Source organism: Bradyrhizobium sp. NDS-1 (genome assembly GCF_032918005.1).
Classification (GTDB): Bacteria; Pseudomonadota; Alphaproteobacteria; order Rhizobiales; family Xanthobacteraceae; genus Bradyrhizobium; species Bradyrhizobium tunisiense.
In genome coordinates, this window is the sequence record NZ_CP136628.1 from 5,130,462 (window position 1) to 5,147,295 (window position 16,834).

General features: G+C 63.2%; 6 protein-coding genes. All 6 read right to left on the reverse strand.

Translation table 11 applies throughout. The features are described from left to right. Position 1: 1 nt before the first annotated feature. The 6 genes from RX330_RS24170 to treZ all read right to left on the reverse strand — a co-directional run bounded on the left by RX330_RS24170 (position 2) and on the right by treZ (position 16,794). Positions 2-9,748, reverse strand: a complete 9,747-nt coding sequence (locus tag RX330_RS24170; RefSeq protein WP_317240087.1) for a non-ribosomal peptide synthetase — start codon at positions 9,746-9,748, stop codon at positions 2-4. Positions 9,749-9,813: 65 nt separating this feature from the next. Continuing rightward, complete coding sequence (locus tag RX330_RS24175; protein ID WP_317240088.1) at positions 9,814-10,782, reverse strand: TauD/TfdA family dioxygenase; 969 nt, start codon at positions 10,780-10,782, stop codon at positions 9,814-9,816. Continuing rightward, positions 10,751-11,506, reverse strand: coding sequence for a thioesterase II family protein (locus tag RX330_RS24180; RefSeq protein WP_317240089.1), 756 nt, complete (start codon positions 11,504-11,506; stop codon positions 10,751-10,753). The genes RX330_RS24175 and RX330_RS24180 overlap by 32 nt, the downstream gene beginning before the upstream one ends. A gap of 21 nt (positions 11,507-11,527) precedes the next feature. Continuing rightward, a complete protein-coding gene (locus RX330_RS24185; protein WP_317240090.1) occupies positions 11,528-11,755 on the reverse strand; it encodes an MbtH family protein in 228 nt (75 codons plus the stop codon). A 360-nt stretch (positions 11,756-12,115) separates the two neighbouring features. Further along, positions 12,116-14,476 carry a TonB-dependent receptor gene (locus RX330_RS24190; protein ID WP_317240091.1) on the reverse strand — a complete coding sequence of 787 codons (2,361 nt, stop codon included), beginning with the start codon at positions 14,474-14,476 and terminating at the stop codon, positions 12,116-12,118. A 275-nt stretch (positions 14,477-14,751) separates the two neighbouring features. After that, positions 14,752-16,794 (reverse strand): malto-oligosyltrehalose trehalohydrolase, encoded by a 2,043-nt coding sequence (gene treZ / locus RX330_RS24195; protein WP_317240092.1) that lies wholly within the window; start codon positions 16,792-16,794, stop codon positions 14,752-14,754. Positions 16,795-16,834: the final 40 nt, after the last annotated feature.

The window sequence follows — 16,834 nt, forward strand, 5'->3', positions numbered from 1 at the left end:
CTCACTGTTCCGCTCCGACCAGTTCCCGGAGCTCTTCGGCGTCGAACTCCTGCTCGATCAGCCTGATCGACACGACGCGTGAAAATGACGCGAGATCGGGATGAGCGAACAGATCAGAGACCGCGATCGACACGCCGATGTCCTGCGACACGCGGCTGAGCACCCGCACCGCAAGCAGGGAATGTCCGCCGAGCTCGAAGAAGTGATCGTTGCGCCCGACCCGGTCGACATCGAGCAGCTCCCCCCAAATTTTGGCGAGTGCGAGCTCGATCTCATCCTCGGGCGCTTCATAGGAGCGGCGCGTCAACGCATCCTCGCCCGGCGCCGGCAGTGCCCGCCTATCGATCTTCCCATTGGGAGTGAGCGGCAACTGCTCCAGCACCGTCACGGCGGCCGGCACCATGTGGTCGGGCAGAATGGCGGATAGCGCGTCGCGCAAGGCGCGGCCGTCGAGCGATGGATCACCACTCGCATAGGCGAGCAATTGGCGCCCGGTCCTGCCCTCGCCCGCCACCACGACCGCCGCACGCACGCCACGCTGCTCGAGCAGTCGCGCCTCGATCTCTCCGAGCTCGATGCGGAAGCCGCGGATCTTCACCTGCTGATCGGCCCGGCCGATATATTCGATCACGCCGTCATCGCGCCAGCGCACGAGATCGCCGGTGCGGTAGAAGCGCGCACCGCTGTCGCTGAACGGATCGGGGACGAACCGCTCCGCAGTCAACGCACGCCGGTTCAGATAGCCGCGGGCTTGGCCAACGCCGCCGATGAACAGTTCGCCGGTGACGCCGACGGGAACGATGTTGAGGTCGGAATCCAGGATGTGCGCGGACCTGGCACCGACAGGACGTCCGATTGGCGCGGGCTCGTGAGACGTCAGCGCGGCATCATCAACGATCCACGCCGTCGGCGCGATCACCGTCTCGGTCGGGCCGTAAGCGTTGACCAGAAGTTCGACATCGGCAGACGCGCGAAATGCCTTGATGCCGCTATCCGACCAGGCTTCGCCGCCGACGATGCATGCCCTGATCGCCAGCCTCCGACCGGTTTGCCGCAACGCCGCGCTCAATTGATCCGCATAGGCCGGCGGCAGAAAGATCGAGGTCACCGAATTGCGGGCGATCTCGCTGACGAGGTCGTCGACCAAGAGGCCGGGCTTCGAAGGTAGGACCAGCGAGCCGCCGGTCATCAGCGGCACGAGCCATCGCTCATGGGCAATATCGAAATTGAACGATGCCGTTTGGAACTCGCGATCGCGCGAGGTCATGCGGTACAGCCGGCCGATCGCTTCGCAATGCATGGCGAGCGGCCCGCGCGCAACGGCGACACCCTTCGGCATCCCCGTCGATCCCGACGTGTAGATGACGTAGGCAAGGCTATCCGGATGGATTTCGACGTCGAGATTCCCACCGTCGTCACCGGCGGACGGCATCAGCTCGTCGATACAGAGCCCTTCGACCCTGGCTTCGCGCAGCACAGGTGCGAGCCGCTCGAGCAACGCGCTTTGCGTCAGGACAAGCGCCGCGCCGCTGTCGCACAACATGTGGCCGAGCCGCTCAGTCGAATAATCCGGATCGAGCGGCAAATAAGCGCCACCGGCCTTCAGGACCGCGAGCAGCGCGATGATCATGTCCGGACTTCGGCTCAAGGCAGTGCCGACCAGCCGGTCGGGGGCCAAATTCCAGAGCCGAAGCCGCCGCGCAAGCGCGTTAGCACGCGTGTTCAACTCGCCATAGGAGATGCGCTGGTCGCCCCATAGGACGGCAACGGCGGACGGCGCCTGCGCGGCCTGCGCTTCGAAATGCGCCACGACGTCGGCACAGGGTGATGCCGAGTTCAGCTGCGCTGCGCCGCTCCATTCGAGAGTTCGTCGCGCGTCCTGCTCAACTGCCGCAGAGAGATCACCGAGCGCACACTCCGCGTTTGCCGTGATCTGTTGCAGCAGACCGTGCAGAACGTCGCGAACGCGCAGGATGGCAGCCTCGTCAAACCGGCACCGGTCATAATTGAACTCGATGTTCAGCCCGTCACTTGCGGCAAACACCGCGACCGCTAGCGCGTAGTTCGTCGGCGTCACATGTACCACGCGGCCGATCCGAGGACGGCCCTCCCCGCCCCGGTGCAATCCCTCGTCGATCGGATAGTTCTCGAACACCAGGATGTTGTCGAACAGCGGCTGGCCGGCTTGGCCTGCGAGCCGCTGAATTTCGTAGAGCGGCGTCCAGCCGTGCTCGCGCAGGGCCAGGTTCTGGTCCTGCAGCCGGCGCAGCCAGTCGCCGACGATGGACTGCGGGTTCGGCGCATCGATGATGGGAAGCGTGTTGATGAAGAGGCCCACCATCTCCTCCGAACCGGGCAAGTCGGCCGGACGGCCCGATATGGTCACGCCGAATGAGACCGCGGACTGGCCTGAATGCCTGCGCAGCAATTGTGCCCAGGCGCCCTGTATGACCGTGTTGAGCGTCACCCGCTCGCGCCTGGCAAACGACTTCAGGAGCTCGGTCAGCCGCGCATCCACCGCAAACCCGATACTGGCATGCCCCTCGGCCCCGGAGGTCCTGCTGGACACCAACGCATTCGCGAGCAATGTCGGCGTTTCGAGTGCTGCCAGCACCTCGCGCCAGAACCTGTCAGCGCTTTCGCGATCGCGGCTCATCTGCCACGCAATGTAGTCACGATAGCTGCCCTGTATGGCCGGCAGCGTGTCGCCGCTCACGTGCTGCAAGACCTCCGCGATCAGCCGGGCCGAGCTCCAGCCATCGACGAAGATGTGATGATGGGTCCAGATCAACCAATGACGATTGTCGTCGAGAAGGATCAGGCGAACGCGCTGGAGAGGCGGTTGCGAAACGTCAAAGCCCTTCTCGCGGTCGCGCCGGGATATCTCGGCCAGCGCGGATTCCAGATCCCCACACGCGCCGTCGCGCCAGTCCTCTTCGACGAACGGCACCGTCACATGGCGATGCACCACCTGCTGCGTCGCGCCCGACAGGTTCTGCCAGACGAATCCGGTCCGCATCGCGGCATGCCGGTCGCTGGCCGCCTGCCACGCGGCTCGCAGCTTGCCGGCATCGACGCCGAACAGCTCGAGCCCTACCTGATTCACATAGGCATCGTTGGGACCGTCACGCAGCGCATGGAACAGCATGCCCTGCTGCATCGGCGAGAGCGGATAGATGTCCTCGATGCCGCGAAGGTCCAAGGCCATCGCAAGCCGATCGAGGTCGGCCTGAGCAAGCCCGGACAACGGAACATCCGACGGCGTGAGGCCGCACGCTCCGTTGCAGCAATGCGCGACCAGTTCGCGCAGCGCAGCCTCGTAATGCGCCGCCAGCCGTTCGATCGTGGCGGACCGGTAGCGCTTGCGTCCATACCCAAAGGACAATTCCAGCCGACCGTCACGCACGAGGCCAGTGACGTTCAGCCATCCGCGCATCGGCGCCATGGCACTGCGCGAGGGACCGGCGCTCTCCGGTGCGAAGGTAAAGAGCTGGGTGGTGCCGACGCTCGCGTCGAACCGGCCCAGATAGTTGAAGACGATCTGCGGCTCCGCCAGTTGAGCGAGGACATGACGCTGTTGCTCGGAGCCGAGATGGCGGAGCACGCCATAGCCGAGACCACGCTTCGGAATCGCGCGAAGCCTTTCCTTGACCGCCTTGATCAGCGAGGCCTCGTCGCTGTCCACATTTTTCAGCCGGACCGGGAAGGCCGTCGTGAACCAGCCGACGGTACGGGATACATCCGCGTCCGCGAAAATGTCCTCGCGGCCATGGCCTTCGAGCTCTACCGTCACCTCGTCGCGCGGGCTCCAGCGCGACACCGCCCGCACCAGGGCAGCCAGCAACAGGTCGTTGACCTGGGTCCGATAGGCGGCAGGTGCCTGTTCGAGCAGCCGGGCAGTCAGGTCGGCCCCGAACACCAACGACACTTCGCCGCCGTCGCCGACGCGATCGACGCCGCCATGCTCTTCGTCACATGGCAGAGGCGTGCCGGCACCGCAATCGCGCCAGTGCGGCAACTCCGCCGCAAGCTCTGCGGTCGACGCATAGGCGCGCAGCCGCTCGCTCCACGAAGCATAGGGATCGCTCTTTGGCGGCAGCGTGACGGAGTTGCCGCATTGCAGCTGGTTATAGGCCAACGACAGATCTTCCAGCAGGATACGCCAAGACACGCCGTCGACGACGAGATGATGAATCACGAGCAGCAGCCGTTGGCCGCCGTCGGCCCGATCCATGCCGACCGCGCGCAACAGCGGCCCCGAAGATAGCGAGAGGCTTTCCTGCGCGGCGCGGGCCAGCTCCGTGATCTCCGTCGCGCTGCCCACGCTTGCACGCAGCCACAACAATTCCGACGGCGTCAGCGGCGGGCCCTGCTCCGCCTGCCAGGCACCGTCAACTTGCCTGAACCGCAGGCGCAACGCATCGTGGTGCTCCCCGACGGCCAAGAGCGCGCGCCGTAGCGTCTCCCAATCGACCCGTATCTGAGGTCGCAGCAAAACCGCCTGGTTCCAGTGATCCCGGTTGCCGATGTCTTCAGCGAAGAAGCGCGCCTGGATCGGCATCAGCCGACGCATGCCAGATGCAACATCGCCGCTGGTCGACATCGTCGCGTCCAGCTTGCCTTTTCTTGCGGCCGCCTCCCTCGACACGACGGCGACCGCCGCCAGCCCGGCAACTGTCTGCTGGCTGAAGATCTGCTTCGGCGTCAGGCGGATACCACGCTTGCGCAGGCGGGCAATGATCTGGAGGCTGAGGATGGAGTCGCCCCCGAGCTCGAAGAAATTGTCACTGCGACCGACATGCTCGCGACCGAGCACCTCGCACCAGACCGCCGCGATCGCGACCTCAATGTCGCCCGCAGGTGCGGCATAGCCGGCCGAGGCCTCGTCTTGCGATGGCTCCGGCAGCGCACGGCGATCGACCTTTCCATTGGGCGTCAGCGGCAGTCGCGCCAACAGGACGATGTGCGACGGCACCATATAGTCCGGCACGATCGTTGCCAGCTGTTGCTTGATCGCATCGGCTTGCAGACCAGCGCTGATCGCGGGCACACAATAGGCGACAAGCTCCTGGCGCTGCGCGCTTCCGTCGATCGCGCGCGGGACTACGACTGCATCCTCGATCCCCGGCAGCGCCCTGATGACGCGCCCGACCTCGCCGAGCTCGATGCGATAGCCGCGCAGCTTGATCTGGTCATCGGTGCGGCCCAGGAATATCAGCCGGCCCGCGCCGTCGCAGCGGACGAGATCCCCGGTTCGGTAGAGCCGCTCGCCTGTCTCTCCGAACGGATCCGGCACGAAGCGTTCCGCAGTCAGGCACGCCGCGCCGCGATAGCCCCGTGCCAACCCTGCACCGCCGATATAGAGCTCGCCGGCAACGCCGATCGGTACCTCGTTCAGCGCGTCATCCAGGACATGGGCCCGCAGATTGGCAAGAAGCAGTCCGATTGGAATCGGACTGTTTTCCTGTTCAACCGCGCACTCATGCGTCGCCACACCGACGGTAGTTTCCGTAGGTCCGTAGTGATTCAGAATCCGGCACCCCGGCCGCAAGCGTCGGACTTCGTCCAGCAGCGCGCCATCGCAAGCCTCGCCACCCAGGACGAGCGCATCGCGGGGCAAAAGATCGGCCGACCGCGACGCCTTCAGCAATCCTCGCAGATGGCTCGGGACGATCTTGAGGATGTCGACCTCGCCTTCGCGCATCGCTTGCGCGAACCCATCCGCATCGAACACGGCCTCCGGCGATAGCAGATGCAGCGTCCCGCCGGTCGCCAGCGCACCGAACAGGACGGTGTGGCCGAGGTCGGCCGCCACCGTCGATACCATCGCCATGTTCGCCGACGGACGCGGTCCCAGGCGTTGCAGCAGCCCCTGCACGTAATTGGCCAAGGCGCTGTGCGAGACGCTGACGCCCTTGGGCGCGCCGGTCGATCCCGACGTATAGATGACGTAGGCGGTCTGCTCCGGATGGATCGTCGTGTCGACCGCCCGGCTCGAAACCTCCGCGCGCACGGCTTCGGTCTCCGCATCGAGCAGCAGGCAATCGAGCCCACGCGCGTCCGCCAATGTCTCACCCGCCGCCAGCACGATCTCGATGTTGCCGTCGGTCAAGATACGGCGAATACGTTCCAGCGGCCATTTCGGATCCAGCGGGACGTACGCGCCGCCGGCCTTGAGCACGCCGAGCAAGGCGACGACAAAGGCCGGCGATCGTTCGATCCACAGCGCGACCGGCGTCTCGCGCGCCACGGCCTTGGCGATGAGGACACGTGCGATACGGTTCGAGCGCTGCTCGAGTTCCGCAACGGTCAACTGATCCCGGCCGCATCGGATGGCTACGGCGCTCGACCTATCGGCGCTCGATCCACGGTGCAGGCTGAGCACATCGGTGTCGCGGAACGTCGCGGCTTCACTTGGCACGATCTGCCGGTGCTGCTCGTCGATGACGAAGTCCGATATCCGCCGTTCGGCATTGTCGACAATCTGGCGCAGGATCGAACCGAATTGTGCCGCCAGCCGCGCGATGGTTGGACGATCGAACAGATCGGTGGCGTAGTTGAACGTGACCTTCATGCCGACGGCGCCATCGATCACGTCGAGCGCGAGATCGAAATGCGAACCCGCGAGATCGACGATGTCGATTTCGGCGGCGAGCCCCTCGACGCCGGCGAATCCTTGCGGCGCCGTCATGTAGTTGAACTTCGCCTGGAACAGGGGGTTGTGCCCCCCGCTGCGTTCGGGCTTAAGGCCGTCGACCAGCATTTCGAACGGGAGATCCTGGTACGATAGCGCCCCGACCACGGATTCTCTGACCTGCTGCAACAGGCTCGGGAAGCCTGCTTCGCCGGCAATCTCGGCCCGCAGGACCAAGGTATTGACGAAACATCCGATCAGCCTTTCGAGCTGCGCATGCCGACGCCCTGCGACCGGCACGCCGACGCGCAAATCGTTCTGCCCGGTGTAGCGATGCAACAGCACCTGATATGCGCCGAGCAGCAGCATGAAGACGCTGACACGCTGCTTGGCGGCGATCTCCCGGAGACGGGACGCGAGCGCGCCGTCGATGGCAAGTCCAATGGAATCGCCGGCATGGCTCTGGACCGCCGGACGCGGTCGATCGTGCGGCAACGCCAGGACCGGATGAACGTCGCCGAGCGTGCTGCGCCAATAGGCGAGCTGCCGATCGCCCTCGCCTGCCGCGAGCCAGTTTCGTTGCCAGGCTGCGAAATCAGCATATTGAATTGCCGGAATCGACGGCCCGCCCGCGCCCTGGCCGATGCCGCTGCGGTAGAGCGCGGCCAGCTCTTCGAGCAACACGTCGAGCGACCAGCCATCCACGACGATGTGATGGGCCAGCAGCAGCAATTCGTACGCATCGTCGGTCTGCTGCAGCAGCACCGCGCGCAACAGCGGCCCGTTCACGAGATCGAACGGCTTACCGAGCTCCGAACGCTTCAGTGCTTCGGCGCGCTCGGCGCGTTCCCGTACCGAATAGAACCGGAGATCCTCGTGCCGAATGCCAATGTTCATGGCATCGTGGATGAACTGCGTTCCCCGGCCGTCCCTGGCGGTGAAGGTGGTGCGCAAGATCTCGTGACGGCGGACGATCTCGTCAAATGTACGCGATAGCACGGCCTGATCGACCCGCCCCTTCAGGCGGATCGTACTTGCGACGGTATAGGCCGTTCCGCCCGGATCCATGTTCCAGAGGAACCAGAGCCGCTCCTGCGCGTGCGACAGCGTCGCACGCTCGGCCGGTGCCGCCCACGGGATTGGCGGCAGCGCCCGGCTGGCACCGGCGCCTGCCAACGCATCGATCCGGCCAGCAAACGCCGCCAGCGTCGGCGCGTCGAAGAAGAGTCGCAGCTCCACTTCCACGTTCAGGCGATCGCGGATCGCAGCAGCAGCCTGGCCGGCGGCAATCGAGTTTCCGCCCAGCACGAAGAAATCGTCCTCGCGATGGACCACTGCGACGCCAAGCGCGTCGCACCAGATCGCGGCGACGGCGCGCTCGGTCGCGCTCGCCGCCGCCGTGAAGGATACCGCGCCGCGGCGACGGCCCCGCTCGAATACCATGAAACTGTCCAGCGTGTTGTCGGCGAGGCGCGCCGCGCAGGCCGATCGTTGCAGCTTGCCACTCGTGGTCAGCGGCATCGCCTGCGGGTTCAGCAGCACGATCACGGCCGGATATTCCTGTGCCTGACGCCGCACCGCTTCGCCGATTGCATGCGCGAGCGCTTCCGGATCGCTGCGCTTGAGCACCGCGCGGCTGAACTCCGCCGCGACGCCGATGGCCTCACGCCCATCGATCTCGACTGCAAAGGCGGCCACCCGCCCGCTGCGAACGGACTCGACCTCGGCTTCGACAGCCTGCTCGACATCCGTCGGGTAGACGTTCTGCCCGCGAACGATGAGCAGGTCCTTGAGGCGTCCGGCCACGACCAGTGCGCCATCGCGAATGAAACCCACGTCGCCGGTCCGCAGCCAGCGCGTGCCATCCCGCTCCACGAACGCCTGGTGCGTCGCCTCGGGATTGTTCCAGTAGCCGAGCGCGACGCTGGGGCCGGCGACCCAGATCTCTCCGACCTCATTTGCCTCGGCCGCAGCCGAGCCGTCGACCCGCATGATGCGCGTGTCGTGACCTGCGGCGGTTCGACCGCATGCCACGAGATCGGTGCCTGCGCAGGCACTCACAACGCGGCCTGCGGCGAGCTCCGCGGTGTCGAGCGAATAGCTGACCGTATCGGCACCGATGTCGCCGGCGGTGACCAGCAGCGTCGCTTCGGCAAGGCCATAGCAAGCCGTCAACGCCCGTTGATCGAACCCGGCTCGCGCAAACCGGTTGCCGAACTTCTCGAGGGTGGTCCGGCGGACAAACTCCGACCCCGAGAATGCGAATTTCCACCGGCTCAAGTCCAATCGACTGATCGTGTCATCCGAAATGCGGTCGGCGCATAGCGAGTACGCAAAGTCGGGGCCACCGCTCATCGTGCCGCCGTGACGATCGATGGCCTCGAGCCAGCGTCGCGGCCGCTCGAGAAAGTTCCGCGGCGACATCAGGACGCCTGTAAAGCCCGTGAACAACGGATTCAGAAGTCCGCCGATCAGTCCCATGTCGTGATAGAGCGGCAGCCAGCTTACAAAGACGTCGTCCGGCGTTCCTCCAGCAGCCGCTTCGATGGCGCGCTCGTTGGCCGCCAGATTGCCATGAGAGACGCAAACGCCCTTCGGCCGCGAGGTCGATCCGGATGTGTATTGGAGGAACGCGATGGCATCGGCCGCAAGCCTGGTCTCGCGCCACTCCGCTGCGAGCTCGGGCGGAATCGCATCCACCGCAACGACTTGCACGTCGCCCAATGCGGGCAGCGTTGCCTCGATGACATCGCGCAGAGCCGTTTCCGACAGGATGAAGCGCGGCGCCGCATCCCGCAGAATGCCGTTGAGACGCCCTGCATAACGCTCGGGACCGCCCTCGGGCGGATACGCCGGAACGGCGATCACGCCCGAATACAGGCAGGCATAAAACGCGACGGCATAATTGATCCCGCTCGGAAGAAGAATTACCGCCCGCTCGCCTGCACCGCCCATCTGCCGCAGCCACGCCGCGAGCGCCCTGATCCGAACGTCGAGCGAAGAATACGTCAGCTCATCCGCGACGCCGTCGCCTTCCAGGAACCGCAACGCCACCTTCTCCGGCTGCAAGGCGGCATGCTCTCGCAGGCGTTCGACGAGGTTGGCTCTATCCATGTTCTCGAATCCCTGTCCGGCCACAAGCCCGAAATCCTCACCGCCCGAATCACGAGTGCTGCCGGTCATCCCTGCCGATGAGCTTCGGCCATTGCGACGATCACCTTGCGCGGTCCCTTGAATGGAGCGCGCGCATGCGCGGTGAGCATGTTGTCGAGCATCACGACGTCGCCGGCCTGCCAGGGAAAGCTGATCTTGTGCTTCTCGAGAACTGTCCGGACGATCGACAACGTCTCGTCCTGGATCGTCGAACCATCGCCGTAGAAAACATTGCGCGGCAGATCGGCTTCGTCATCGACCACATCGAGCAGACTCTCGCGGACTTCCGGCTCGAGATTGGAGACGTGGAACAGATGTGCCTGGTTGAACCAAACCCAATCGCCCGTGGCCGGGTGCCGCGCCATACCCTGACAGACCTGGCGCGTACGGAGCTCGCCATCCTCTTTCCACTCGCATTCAATGTCGTGGCGAGCACAGTATGTCTCCACTTCCGACCTGGAGTCGGTGCCGAACACTTGCTGCCAGTCGACATCGAGGCCGTTGCCGTAGTTCCGCACATACATCACACCCTTGTCCGCGAACCGTTCCCGAATGGCTGGTGGCATGTCGCGATAGATGGCGCGGCTGTCGGCGATCGGTGTCTCCCCGCCCTCCAGCGCCGGCTGCATGCAGTAGAACCATATCTTCATCGGCCAATCGCGGGTGTAGGCCTGCTCGTTATGCAGCGGGATATGCTGATGCGGCGGATATTCCGTGGACGTGTAGACTCCCGAAGTCACCTGCGAACGCGGCGTCGATCCGAACTCGTAGGTGAGCAGCGGATGACCGAAATCTGCCGCGAAGGCCCGGAACGCGTCGGGACCATCGAGCGAGAAATCACGGAACACGATGCCGCCGCTGTCGGGAAGGTATCGGTCAATCGTCTGGCGCAGCATGGGAAGGGCTTCGCCGAGCGGCTGCCCGGCCTCACCTGCCTTGAGCAGCAGGGGCAGGGTTTTGCCTTCAATGAATGGCTGGACGGAGAACGCGCTCATGATCCTCGCTCCGATGCAAATCAATCGATCGACCCGCTTGCCGAGCCAGCGCCGCACCGATGCGGTCGACCAGCTCGGCTTGCTGCGTGTGAATGAAGAAGTGATGCCCCGGCAGCATATCGAGCGTGAATGACGCCGAGGTCTCCTTGCGCCAGGCCTCGAGCGCTTCACGGCCGGTCTCGTCGTCCGTTCCGGCGAAGACATGGACGGGGCAAGGAAGCGGACGACGCGGCTGGTAGACATAGGCTCCGCACATCAGGAAGTCGGCGCGAAGCACCGGCAGCGCGGATCGCATCAGCTCCGCATTCGACAACGCCTCGTCGGGCGTACCCTGAAGATTACGCAGCTGCTGCATCAGCGCCTCGTCGCTCAAGGGCTCGCGCCACTTGCTGCCGTCCCGAACCGCTGGCGCTTCCGCACCCGAGGCAAAGAGAACGGCCGGTGCCGGCGCGCCGCGGTCGAGCAGGCGATGCGCAAGCTCGAACGCGATCACCGCACCAAGACTGTGCCCAAACAACGCGTAAGGCCTGTCGAGCTGCGCGCCGAGCTCACCGGCGAGCTGCGCTGCCAATGCACGCGGATCGGTCGTCAGCGGCTCGTCCATCCGCGCGCCGCGCCCGGGCCATTCCACCGGCCGCACGTCGATCCATGTCGGCAGAAGCCTTCGCCAGCGCGCATAGAACATGGCACTGCCGCCGGAGTAAGGCAGACAAAGAAGCCGCATCGAAAGACCAGGCTCCGCCGACTAGGATGACTGCCGAGGTGCCGCGTCATCCATGAACTTGCGCAAGCTGAGTGGGCGCATGTCGGTCCACACCTGTTCGATGTGATCGAGACATTCCTTCTTGCTGCCGGTCTTCCCCACCGACTTCCAGCCCACGGGAATCTCCTTGAACGTCGGCCAGATGGAATATTGCTCTTCGTGATTGACGACGACGGTGAAGGTGACGTCGTCCCTGTCGAACACCATCATGACTCAGTCCCTCTTCGAAAAGCGAAAGCAGAGATGTTTGACTAGGTCAGAAGCAGACGAGGGTCAAAGCAATATCGACGCCGCATTTTTTAAGAGCTCAAAACTGGCGACAGACGTACACAATGCAACCTCCACGCTTGCGCGCCAACACGCGGGAAAATATCGAAATTTCAGGACACGTCGCCGATTGCTGCAATTCTAAGCGCGCCAGCAGGAACTTTTCCGATACGCCGTGATCGCGAGTTTTGTCACGGGTGGCGCTCCATCGCACCGTGATCAATTGCGACGAATGGCTCATGACGAAACAGTGCCGCCGCGGATCGACCGCGGCGGCATGAATTCCGGCTCTAAGACAGCGATTCAGAAATTGAAGGTGGTAGACACCAAATAGGTCCGAGGCGCACCAAGCGTGATAACACCGCTATATGCCGAAGCCCAGTAGGCTTTGTTTCCGACGTTCTCGATATTGGCGCGCACGACGATCGGCTTTCCGTTCCAGGGGGATATAAAGGTATATCGCGCCCCGATGTCGACACGCGTCCATTCGGGCAAGGTCAGCGTATTCGTGACGTTGACGTATTGCGACCCCGTATAAATGACCCGGCCCGTGAACGTGAGACCACGCACAAACGGCGTATCCCATTCCGCGCCCATATTGACGTTGACGACCGGCACGCCGACCGCCTTCTTTCCATCGTTGGTCCCGCCTTGGGTCTGCTCCTGTACACCGTCAATCAGCGCAATACCGCCGAGAAGGCGGATATCGGGCGTGATCTCGCCGAACACGTTGATTTCCGCGCCCCGATTGCGTTGTCTGCCGTTGAGTTGCTGGGTTGCGGAAACGCCAGAGCCCACAGTGATGATGCCGGGCTGACTAATGTCGAAAAAGCTTAGGGTGGTCGTTAATCGACCTGCGTCGATCTTAATGCCGCCCTCAACCTGCTTTGTCTGGGCTGGAGGGAACACGGTGCCACGATTTGCAAAAGTTCCGCCTACCACTGCGGGCGTTTGGAGACCTTCAATGTAGTTTGCATAGAGTGAGATGTTTTCGACTGGCTTGACGAGGAGCGCGTATGCTGGACTCCAGACGGAAGTGTCTTGCTCCGGCCGGCTCAACGTAGACGAAAGGAAATTGGTTACCTCGGCTCCGGCCGTCTGGCGACGAACGCCAACCGTGAATTGGACGCGCTTGTTCCAAAGCGACATCGTGTCCGAAATTCCAACGCTCTTGAGATTGACATTCGTCCACTGATCAGCCGCAAGATTGTTCAGCGCTGGTTGCGGAATATTTGTTGGTTCGTTGTAAAGGTTCCAGTAGATGAGATTATTAGCTGGAAGTGCGCTACGATTCCAAACCTGCTGCCGATAGGTTCGGTCGTTGATTGAGTAGTTGACGTTCACCGCGTGATTGAGGGGCCCAGTGTCAATGTTGGCCCGAACACCGGCTTCCCCGGCGAGCGTTTCAAACGTTTCCTTACCCCGTATTGGCTGAGAAGACAGGCCTCCCAGTTGCGGGACACTGGGTGGCGCGCTCAAATTCGTAATAATCGGCGACGGGTAAGTGTAGTTGATATTGCTGTCGTGATAACCGAACGCTGCATAGGCTGTCGCCCAGTCAGTAATATCGACTTCACTGCGCGCGGTGGTGAAGAAATCTGTTGGGGCGTAATAGGCCCAAGGGACCTGGAAATTCAACCCGGCTTTCGGCGGCGGGGGAATGACTGTCGTGGTGGCCGGAACTGAGAAGAAGCGCAGCGGCGGATTCAGATTATCGGCCTGGTAGCCAATATCGACTGCAGCGCGCACGCGCTCGCCGCGGTAATCGAGACCTAGAACCGCGTTGCCGAATTCATCGGTCTGACGGTTCCAGGGCGTATTGCCATTCGAGTAGGTGCTGTTCAGCCGAACACCCCACTCTTTGTGCTCACCGTAGCGACGGCTAACGTCTATATTCTCGCCAAACTGCGATTTTGAGACGTAGGTTGCCGTGAGCTGCGTAATGTCGATGTCGGGCGCGTGCTTGGTGATCAGATTGACGCTTCCGCCGACCGCACCACCGCTCGCAACGCCAGTGCCACCGGTCGTCATGCCGTTGAGCAACGCGCTCGGGCCCTTCAGCACTTCAACGCGCTCCACGTAATTTGCGCCCGAAGAATAATATGGAGCGATTCCGTAGAGGCCATTCAGCCCATAGTCGCCGCTGTCGTAATAGAAGCCGCGGATAAACAGACTGTCCGCGCCACCGCCTGCCGCCTGGACGACGCGAACCGAGGGATCATTCGCCAGGACGTCGCGGATGGTGCGCGCCTGCTGGTTCTGTATCAGCTCCGCCGTATAGCTGGTCTGGTTGAACGGCGTGTTCATGACGCCGCGATTGCCGAGAAGACCCAGGCTTCCGCCTGTTGCGACCTGGCCGCCTGCATAGGCGGGTGGCACCGTGCCGATGGTACCGGTCGAGGGCACCACATAGGGAACGGGTGCCGCCTGGCGCGGAGCCGCCGCGGCGACGGATCGCTGTCCTCGCGAGGCGCGGGTCGACTGCGATCTCTGGATCGGCTGACGAACTCTTGGCCTGGGAGCATCGACGGTCACCGGCGGCAAATTCGTTTGCGCAAGCACCTGCTGAAATTCACCCGACGGTTCCAGCGACAGCGCGAGATAGCTCACCGCTCCCAGCGACAGCGTCCGCACGATCTTCCTGGTCGAGAGTTCACGCCTCATTCCTGCACCCCAATTTCCACTCGCAAGCACGTCCCCACGCTTCCTAACATGCGAGGGTGCTGCGAGAAGGAATTGAGAACTAGAAATTATCTAAGGTTGCACGACAAAACCGTCGCGATTGGAGGATCGATTTTCATTCCAATTGCGTCATCCGATTTTTAATTCTTCTATTTTGTAATCGTTGTAATCGTCGAGCCGCATACGGCACGTCGACGACACTTTGCGTCAAACCGGCGGCGAGCTCCCATGGCCTGGACTGGCAGCTTCCACGCCCGTCAGGCTTCCCGATAGAGTCGAACGACGATGTCATTTGGAAACAGCACGTTGGCCGAGTCGGCCCGTGATCGCCACAAGACGATTCCGTCGACAGGTGCCGGCATCGGAAGCTCGCACTCGGCAAAGCTCGCCACAATCTGCAGCGTCTCGCCGCCACCCGTCCGCCAGCGGATATCGAGACCGCCATTCTGAATCGTTCCACGCGCGGCTGAGACAAATCCCTCCTTGATCAGCGGAATGATCTTTTCCCGCCGAATCCTCAGCAGCTCGGCCGTCAGCGCCCGAAATTCGGATGCGCTGTCGATGCCCGCCCAGTTCAGCTTGGAAGCGAGGAATGTTCGATCGTCACAAGGATCCGGAATCCGGGCGCGCAACTCCGGCGTCGAGAACGCCTTGAAATGCGCGAACTCCCTGCGCCGGCCCTCGCGCGTCAGATCCGCCGCCTCGCCGGACCAGTCCGCAAAGAACAGAAATGGTGTGTCGGCGGCTGCCTCCTCTCCCATGAACAGCATCGGGACGTGAGGATTGAGCAAGACGAGCGCAAGAGCCTGCCTGAGCTTTTCGGAACTGACCAGCACCGATAGCCGCTCTCCCAGCGCGCGATTGCCGATCTGATCGTGGTTCTGGGCGAAGAAGATCGTGGCCTCCGGCGGCAGGTGCGCACTCGGCTCTCCGCGCGGAGCATCGTGCAGCGGAAAGACCTCGCCCTGATAGGCAAAGCCCTCGGTGAGGGAGCGCGCAAGATGGTCGAGCGGCTTGTCTGCGAAGGCGCGGTAATATCCCTCGTTCTCTCCCGTCAGCAGCACGTGGAGCGCATTGTGGAAATCGTCACCCCACTGCGCATCGTAGTGCGCGACCCGGCCCTGCCGGCGATCGAGAAGGTGCGCCTGGTTGGCCTCGTTCTCCAGCATCAGATGCACGCGCCGGCCTGCCAGTTGGCCGCGCACGGTCTCTGCCAGCTCGATGAGAAAATGACGTTCGGAATCGTCCTTCAAGGCATGCACCGCGTCGAGACGAAGTCCGTCGAAGCCGTAGTCGCGAAGCCACATGAGCGCGTTTTCGATCAGGAACTCGCGCACGAACGCGCCATCACGGCCTTCGAGGTTGACGGCAGGGCCCCAACCCGTGGCATGGCGCTTGGTGAAGAAGTTCTCGGCATAGCTGTGCAGATAGTTCAGTTGCGGCCCGAAATGGTTATAGACGACGTCGAGATAGACCATGATGTCGAGGGCGTGCGCAGCGCGCAGCAACCGTTTGAGATCCTCCGGTCGGCCGTAGCGTGCATTCGGCGCGTTCAGCAGAACGCCATCGTAACCCCAATTGTGCCGGCCCGGGACATCGTTGAGCGGCATCAGCTCGATCGCGGTGATGCCGAGATCGCGCAGATAGGGCAACCTTTTCTCGACGCCGGCATAGGTACCCTCCTCGCTGAAGGCACCGACATGCAGCTCGTAGATAACGGCTTCCGGCCACGGGCGGCCCGGGTATAGAATCGGGTCCCGCAACAGCGCCGTGTCGATCACTTCACTGGGCTGACCAACATCGTCAGGCTGGAAACGGGAGGCAGGATCGGGAACGGTCAGATCGCAGTCGATCCTGAACTGGTAGCGCGTCCCGGCACGTGCGGTCGGACTGAGCAACTGATGCCACCCCTCATCGTCGCGAGGCATGGAGCGTGGCGGCTGGCCGACTTCGAGTAATTCGACAGACCGAGCGGTCGGCGCCCAGAGATTGAACGAGACCCCGTGGTCGATGATTTGAGGACCATGACGCCGGGCCTGTTCGGCTATTCCCAGTCTTTGATTCAACCTGCTCGCCTTTCGCCAGCATGCCCGGAGCTTTGACATTCTCCGGGAGGCTCGATTCACGATCGCCTTAAGCATGCTCAGCACGGGAAAGCTGAGATGCACGCATTCGTTCCTCGAAGACGGCATCGGATTGGGGGTTGGGAGCTGTGTGCACTTTTGGACCGAAGCTGGAAGAAAGCCTCTCGGTGGCACAACTTGGGGAAGTCCTGGCCTGGCGTTCTCGACCTCCGGCATGAATGACCGCTCGATCACATGCGGTGGGCCACCATCGGCC

What these genes read in the sequence shown, in the direction of transcription:
- RX330_RS24170 (WP_317240087.1), bottom strand. Translation starts at nt 9,748, where the DNA reads ATGGATAGAGCCAACCTCGTCGAACGCCTGCGAGAGCATGCCGCCTTG.
- RX330_RS24175 (WP_317240088.1), bottom strand. Translation starts at nt 10,782, where the DNA reads ATGAGCGCGTTCTCCGTCCAGCCATTCATTGAAGGCAAAACCCTGCCC.
- RX330_RS24180 (WP_317240089.1), bottom strand. Translation starts at nt 11,506, where the DNA reads ATGCGGCTTCTTTGTCTGCCTTACTCCGGCGGCAGTGCCATGTTCTAT.
- RX330_RS24185 (WP_317240090.1), bottom strand. Translation starts at nt 11,755, where the DNA reads ATGATGGTGTTCGACAGGGACGACGTCACCTTCACCGTCGTCGTCAAT.
- RX330_RS24190 (WP_317240091.1), bottom strand. Translation starts at nt 14,476, where the DNA reads ATGAGGCGTGAACTCTCGACCAGGAAGATCGTGCGGACGCTGTCGCTG.
- treZ (WP_317240092.1), bottom strand. Translation starts at nt 16,794, where the DNA reads ATGCCGGAGGTCGAGAACGCCAGGCCAGGACTTCCCCAAGTTGTGCCA.